We start from the raw sequence: 7,090 nt of genomic DNA, 5'->3' as shown, positions 1-7,090 counted from the left end.
GGTCGGCCACGTCACCAAGGACGGCGCCATCGCCGGCCCGCGCGTGCTCGAGCACATGGTCGACACGGTGCTCTATTTCGAGGGCGAGCGCGGCCATCAGTTCCGCATCCTGCGCACCGTGAAGAACCGCTTCGGCCCGACCGACGAGATCGGCGTGTTCGAAATGTCCGACCGCGGGCTGAGCGACGTCGCCAATCCGTCGGCGCTGTTCCTGGCAGAGCGACGCGGCCACGTCTCCGGCGCCTGCGTCTTCGCGGGCATCGAGGGTACGCGGCCGGTGCTGGTCGAGATCCAGGCGCTCGTCAGCCCCTCCTCGCTCGCCACGCCGCGGCGCGCCGTGGTCGGCTGGGACTCCAACCGGCTCGCCATGGTGCTGGCGGTTCTCGAAGCGCGCTGCGGAGTCAGTGTCGGCGCCAACGACGTCTATCTGAACGTGGCCGGCGGCCTCCGGATCGGCGAGCCAGCCGCGGACCTAGCGGTGGCGGCTGCCGTCGTCTCCTCCCTTGCCGACGAGCAGGTACCGGGCGACATGGTCGTGTTCGGCGAGATCGGGCTCGGTGGCGAGGTCAGACCGGTCGGCCAGCGCGAGGCCCGCCTGCGCGAGGCCGCGAAGCTCGGCTTCCGCAGTGCGCTGGTGCCGCGTGGTCGCGCGGGCACAGGTGCCGTGCAACGGTCCGCGGAGGGCATCGCCATTGACGAAATCGAGCATCTGGCGGACCTTGTGGCGCGTTTTCAGCCACCCGATCGGCCGTTAAAACGAGGGCGGCGCGAGGGCTTCTCCGACCGCGAGCGCGAATAGGAAACGGAGCGTGCAGAGTTGATGGACCAGCTTGGGATAACCGTTTTCGACGTCGCCGTGATCGCCGTGGCCGTCTTCGGAGCGATGATCGGCATGTCGGCTGGCTTCGCCCATGCCATCCTGTTTATTGCCTCCTGGATCGGTGCCGGTTGGGCCGCTTGGCGGTTCTCCAAGGTGGTGCAGCCCGAGGTCGAGCAGGTCGTGGGCAGCACGGAACTCGCCTACTTCATCTCCATGCTGGCGGTCTTCGTGGCGGCGCTGATCATCCTGATCATGCTGACCAATATGCTCTCCCGCTCTGTCCGGGCGAGCCCGTTGGGTAAGCCTGACCGCATTCTGGGCGCCGGTTTCGGCGTTCTGTGCGCCTGGGTCGCCCTGGGTACCGCTTTCCTGTTCTACGGCTATCTCGGGCCTCGCCAGCTCCCGCCGGCAGTCGAAGCCGGCGCGACCTTCCCCATGATTCGGGAGATGGCGACCTTCGTAGAACCCCATCTTCCGCCGGGATTCCGGACGCGCCTGCAGCGCCCGGGCATGGATACGGGCGCTATTCCCGCGCCTGTGCCCGCGGCTCCGCCGGCAGAGGCTCCTGCGCCAGCCGAGGGCGAAACCAAAGCGCCGCAGTGACTTATCCTTGATAGCGCGCGGGGCACTACCCAGTTATAACCCCGCCGTGCAAAGCACCCCGAAACGACCCAACCACGACCTCGACAAGTTTCACGAGGAATGTGCGTTGTTCGGCATCTACGGGACTTCAGATGCCGCCGCGCACACCGCGCTAGGCCTGCATGCGCTCCAGCATCGTGGCCAGGAAGCCTCCGGCATCGTCACCTTCGACGGCCGACTTTTCCACAACCACCGGGCCGCGGGCCTGGTCGGCGACATCTTCGGCACCCAGGCCATCATGGCCAAGCTGGTGGGCTATTCGGCGATCGGTCATAACCGCTATGCAACGACCGGCGGCTCTTCCGACCGCAACATCCAGCCAATCTTTGCCGACTTCGACTTCGGCGGCCTGGCGCTGGCTCACAACGGCAACCTCACCAACGCCTATCTGCTGCGCAAGGAACTGGTCCGCATCGGCTGCCTGTTCCAGTCGACCACCGACACCGAGGTGATCAACCATCTGATTGCTCGGTCCAACTATTCGACGGTGCAGGACCGGCTGATCGATGCGCTGGGCCGGGTCAAGGGCGCTTACTCCCTGCTGCTGCTGACCAACGAAGCGCTGCTCGGCGTGCGCGACCCGATGGGTGTCCGCCCGCTGGTGATCGGCCGCCTGGAAGATGCCTGGATCCTGACGTCCGAGAGCTGCGCCCTGGATATCATCGGCGCCCGCTATGTGCGCGACGTCGAACCGGGTGAGATCGTCATCGTCGACGGCAGTGGCCTGCGGTCGATCAAGCCTTTCACGAAGAAGAAGCGCCGCTTCTGCGTCTTCGAGCATATCTACTTCGCGCGCCCCGACTCGAAGGTCGAAGGCATCGGCGTCTATGACGCCCGCAAGCGCATCGGCATGGAACTCGCCAAGGAGAGCTCCGTGCCGGCCGATCTCGTCGTGCCGGTGCCCGACTCCGGTGTGCCGGCGGCCATCGGCTACGCGCAGCAATCCGGCTTGCCCTTCGAGCTCGGCATCATCCGCAACCACTATGTCGGCCGCACCTTCATCGAGCCGGCAGACCACATCCGCCATCTCGGCGTGCGCCTGAAGCACAATGCCAATCGCGCCATGATCGAGGGCAAGCGGGTCATCCTGGTCGACGATTCGATCGTGCGCGGCACGACGTCGATGAAGATCGTCGAGATGGTGCGCAACGCCGGCGCCCGCGAAGTGCACATGCGGATCGCCGCGCCGCCAACAACGCACCCCTGCTTCTACGGCATCGACACGCCGGAACGCGAGAAACTCCTCGCCTCGCGCTATGACGTCCCCGGCATGGCCAAGTTCATCGGTGTCGACTCACTCGCCTTCCTGTCGATCGACGGGCTCTATCGCGCCATGAACAAGCCGACTGGTCGCGACGCCGAAGATCCGCAGTTCTGCGACGCCTGCTTCACCGGCGACTATCCGATCGCACTCGACGATGTCCTCGGCGTCGAGGACCGGCAGCTCTCGCTCCTCGTCGAATCCGCCTGAGCATGAGGCTGAAGGGTCGTCTTGCGCTGATCACCGGCGCATCACGCGGGCTGGGCGCTGCCGCTGCGTTGGCTTACGCCGCCGAAGGCGCGCATTGCGTGCTGGTGGCGCGTACTGTCGGCGGCCTCGAGGAAGTCGACGACAAGATCAAGGCGCTGGGTGGCTCGGCCACTCTCGTGCCGCTCGACGTCACGGATGGTGACGGCCTCGACCGGCTGGGCGCCGCACTCTATGAGCGCTTCGGCAAACTCGACGTGCTACTGGGCAATGCCGGCATCCTGGGAACGCTCTCCCCTGTCGGCCATTTCGAGCCCAAGATTTTCGAGCGCGTGATGGCCGTGAACGTCACTGCCAACTGGCGCCTGATCCGGTCGATGGATCCGCTGTTGCGCCGCTCCGATGCCGGCCGCGCCATCTTCGTAACGTCAGGCGTCTCGCGCCGCATCGTACCTTACTGGGGCGCCTATGCCGCCAGCAAAGCCGCGCTCGACATGCTGGTCGGCGTCTATGCCGCCGAGGTCGCCCACACGCAGGTCCGGGTCAACCTCTTCAATCCTGGCCCGATGCGCACTTTCATGCGGCGCGAAGCGTTCCCTGGTGAGAACGAAGCCCAGCAGACACCACCCGAAGCCCATGGCGAGTCGCTGATCAAGCTGGCGCTTCCGTCCTGCACGATGAACGGCCAATGGGTGGCCGGCGACGAGGCGTTGAGCGCCTAGTAGCGCTTCTTCCGCGCGCGGCCTTCGTAGGGATTCTTGGGCTTGCGCATGGTGAGCCGGATCGGCACGCCGGGCATGCCGAAATCGTCGCGCAGGCGGTTGGTGAGATACCGCAGATAGTCGTCGCCCAGCTCGTCGGGCTGACTGACCGACAGCACGAACGTCGGCGGTCGGCGCTTGATCTGGGTCATGAAGCGCAAGCGGATGCGACGGCCGTTGCTGGCGAGCGGTGGCGGATGAAGCGTTTCCATCTCGCGCAGCCAGCGATTGAGCTTGGGCGTCGGCACGCGCTTGTTCCAGACCTCGTAAGTCTCGAAGACCTTGGGCAGCAGGCGCTCGACCCCACGACCGCTGAGCGCCGAGAAGCCGACGATGGGTACGTCCTTGACCTGGGCGAACGATGCTTCCAGCCGGTCGCGCAGCTTGCGCCACGCCTTCGTGGATTGGGATTGATCGTCGGCCAGCAAGTCCGTCTTGTTGACAGCGATCACCAGCGCGCGGCCCTCTTCAATCACCCAGCCGGCGATGTTGAGGTCTTGCTTCTCAGCCATATCGCTGGCGTCGAGCACGACGATGGCCACATCGGCAAGGCGGATCGTGTCGAGCGTATCGGCCACGGACGCCGCTTCGAGCTTGGCATCGATGCGGCTGCGGCGACGCATGCCTGCCGTATCGACTAGACGAACCGGCCGGCCCTTCCATTCCCACTCGACTCGAATCGCATCGCGCGTAATGCCGGCCTCGGGACCGGTGAGCACACGCTCCTGGCCCACCAGCCGGTTGAGCAGGGTCGACTTGCCGACATTGGGCCGGCCGACGATGGCCAACAGGAGAGGCCGCGCCGGCGTCAGTTCGCCGGCATCGGCGTCAACCGCGGCCTCGGGATCCAGCTCCTCCTCGTCTTCCTCCGGCATCGGCTCGATGTGACGGCTGAGCGCTTCGTGCAAGTCGCTGAGGCCCTCGCCGTGTTCGGCGGAGACAGGGATAGGCTCGCCCAGCCCCAGCCCATGGGCTTCCGCCAGCCCCTGCTGGCCGGCGCGGCCTTCGCACTTGTTGGCAACCAGGATCACCTTGGCCGAGCGCTTGCGCAGCCAGCTGGCAAAACTCTGGTCGAGCGGCAGGATGCCGGCGCGTGCATCGATCAGAAACAGCACGACGTCGGAGCCTTCGATCGCCCGCTCGGTGAAGCGGCGCATCCTGGCTTCCAGTGCCTCGCCGCTTGCCGTCTCCCAGCCCGCGGTGTCGAGCAAGGTGAAGGCCAGATCGCCGAGCTGGGCCGGTTGCTCGCGCACGTCGCGTGTCACGCCGGGCGTGTCATCGACGATGGCCCGCCGCCGGCCGACGAGCCGATTGAACAGCGTGGACTTACCGACGTTCGGACGGCCGACGATGGCTACGCGACGTAGCTGCCGGTCTTCAACGGAGGGCAATGAGCCGCCCCGAATCGGACAGCACGTAGATCGTGCGGTTTGCGATCACTGGTCCGAGACGAACGCGATCGCGCACGTCGAGCTTGCCCAAGATCTCACCGGTGTAGGGCGATACCGACAACAGGTCACCAAGCGAACTCGTCACCAGCAGGCGATCGCCAGCCAGCACGGGCCCGCCCCACAGCGTGGGCCGGCGCCTCTTGTCGTCCTCGTACTGAGTGAGCGGTGTCACCCAGCGAACCTTGCCACTATCGCGCATCAGCGCCGCAATGTCGGCCGTGCTGGTCAGTACGAAGACGAAGCGTCCTGCCGCCCAGGGCGTCTGGCTGCCGCCGATGTTGCGATCCCATTGGCGCTGCCCCGACCTGAGGTCAATGGCCGCGATCTGGCCGGCCGAGCCCATCGCAATCACCACACCGCGATCGATCACGGGACGACCGCGAATATCGGTGAGATTGCCGAAAGCACGGATGTCGCCGCGCGCGCCGATCAGCGTCTCGTTCCACACCGGCCGGCCGTTGTCGACGCGCAGCGCCACCAGCTCACCCGACGAGAAAGGAGCGACGATCACGTCGCCGGAGCCAGCCGGGCTGTTGCCGCCGACATAGCCTGCGCTCTCCTGCAAGCCAGCGAACTGCCAGAGATCCGAACCGTCGGATGCCGCCAGCGCTTGCAGCTTGTTGTCGATGGCGACCACGAAGATGCGGTCGGCGAAGACCAGCGGTGCACCGCGCACCGGCGCGCTCACGGTCGAAACCCAGTCTTCCTTGCCTGTGTTGGGATCGAGCGAATAGACCGCCGCGAAGCCCGTCGTCACGAACAGCTTGCCGCCATAGTAGGCCAGGCCGCCGCCGAACTCGTCACTGTCGCGCGCCTTCTCGGGCTTGAGCGTCACCCGCCACAACACCGCACCGGTATTGGCATCGAAGGCCGAGACGGTGCTTCCGGCGTCCTTGGCAAAGACCTTGCCGTCAGCCACCACCGGCGGCGTGGTCAGGATTCGCGTCGTCGTCGAACCGGCGCCGACATCGGCCGACCAGATCACCTGCGGCGAGTCACCGATCGCGAGATTGTGCATCGCATGGTTGGCGAAGCCGCCGGACTGCGGCCAGGATTCGTTGACCACGGGCGCCGGCAGAACCACTTCGACGTTGGCGACGTCCTTGTCGGCCTCGAGGTCGCGCCGATCGCCCAGCACGGAAATACGTTCGCCCGGCAGGGGCTGCTTGCTCTTCTCGAACCAGTCACAGCCGGAAAGGGAGATCGTCAGCAGGGCGGCAGCGAGCAGAAGCTTGGCATCGACGGTGCGCAATACGCTTTGCATGGAACTACTTCGCCTCCGCCGCGCCATGGACACCGAGCATTGCCGAAGCACGCTGCGCAGTACCCTGCGGCGCAGCCCGGTCCTTCAAGATTTCCGTCCAGATTTCCCGGGCGCGCTTGGTGTCACCCTTGCCCATCGCCGCCATCGCCTGCAGCTCCCGTACGCTCAACTGAAACGGCCGATCGGGCGCCGCCAGCGGATCGAGCTGGGCCACCGTCTCCTGCGCCTTGGGGGTGCCGATGCTCTTGAAGCCGGCGATCACCAGCGCGAGGTCGCTGAGTTCCCGGGTGGGCAGGCGCGGTGCCACGGCAACCAAGGCTGCTACCTCCTCTTCCGGCGTGGCGCGCAATTGAGCAGCCACCACGGCGGCCAGCGAACGATAGGGTTCGGGAGCGCTCGCGGCTTGCTTCTCGAGCTCGACGCGCGCTGCAGCGGGATCGGTCGTCGCCTGGACAAGCGCTGCCGAGTAGGCCGCGCTGGCAGCGGCACGCTGCGCCTGGTCGTACTGGCGCCAGCCCACGAGGCCCGCAGCCGCAACCACGACAACGACGGCGCCGGCGACCACCCAAGTCCCGTACCGCCGCCACCACTCCTTCATCTCGTCCTTGCGGACGGCATCGTCGATTTCATGAAATGCGGCGGAGTCGGACACGCGAGGGGTCTCCAGGATTATCGCGAAATATC

At 66.2% G+C, this 7,090-nt stretch carries 7 protein-coding genes; 4 read left to right on the top strand and 3 right to left on the bottom strand.

Annotation, left to right across the window (positions count from 1 at the left end; genetic code table 11):
* The 4 genes from EPO50_RS11835 to EPO50_RS11820 form a co-directional block, all read left to right on the top strand.
* Nucleotides 1-799, top strand: a 799-nt coding sequence (locus tag EPO50_RS11835; RefSeq protein ID WP_296344188.1) for a magnesium chelatase domain-containing protein, incomplete at its 5' end; no start/stop codon positions are given.
* A gap of 21 nt (nucleotides 800-820) precedes the next feature.
* Nucleotides 821-1,423, top strand: coding sequence for a CvpA family protein (locus EPO50_RS11830; RefSeq protein WP_296344186.1), 603 nt, complete (start codon nucleotides 821-823; stop codon nucleotides 1,421-1,423).
* Nucleotides 1,424-1,469: 46 nt separating this feature from the next.
* Nucleotides 1,470-2,933 (top strand): amidophosphoribosyltransferase, encoded by a 1,464-nt coding sequence (gene purF / locus EPO50_RS11825; RefSeq protein ID WP_296344184.1) that lies wholly within the window; start codon nucleotides 1,470-1,472, stop codon nucleotides 2,931-2,933.
* Between the two features lie 2 nt (nucleotides 2,934-2,935).
* Nucleotides 2,936-3,652, top strand: coding sequence for an SDR family NAD(P)-dependent oxidoreductase (locus EPO50_RS11820; RefSeq protein WP_296344183.1), 717 nt, complete (start codon nucleotides 2,936-2,938; stop codon nucleotides 3,650-3,652).
* Here the strand turns inward: EPO50_RS11820 and der are convergent.
* The 3 genes from der to EPO50_RS11805 are packed head-to-tail and all read right to left on the bottom strand — an operon-like array spanning nucleotide 3,649 to nucleotide 7,058.
* Nucleotides 3,649-5,082 (bottom strand): ribosome biogenesis GTPase Der, encoded by a 1,434-nt coding sequence (gene der, locus EPO50_RS11815; RefSeq protein WP_296344181.1) that lies wholly within the window; start codon nucleotides 5,080-5,082, stop codon nucleotides 3,649-3,651. The genes EPO50_RS11820 and der overlap by 4 nt on opposite strands.
* Nucleotides 5,069-6,406 (bottom strand): PQQ-binding-like beta-propeller repeat protein, encoded by a 1,338-nt coding sequence (locus tag EPO50_RS11810; protein WP_296344179.1) that lies wholly within the window; start codon nucleotides 6,404-6,406, stop codon nucleotides 5,069-5,071. The genes der and EPO50_RS11810 overlap by 14 nt, the downstream gene beginning before the upstream one ends.
* A 4-nt stretch (nucleotides 6,407-6,410) precedes the next feature.
* Nucleotides 6,411-7,058, bottom strand: a complete 648-nt coding sequence (locus EPO50_RS11805) for a tetratricopeptide repeat protein (protein ID WP_296344176.1) — start codon at nucleotides 7,056-7,058, stop codon at nucleotides 6,411-6,413.
* Nucleotides 7,059-7,090 lie beyond the last annotated feature (32 nt).

Source organism: Reyranella sp. (assembly GCF_004297405.1).
Classification (GTDB): Bacteria; Pseudomonadota; Alphaproteobacteria; order Reyranellales; family Reyranellaceae; genus Reyranella.
This window is presented reverse-complemented; position numbering and strand designations above follow the sequence as displayed.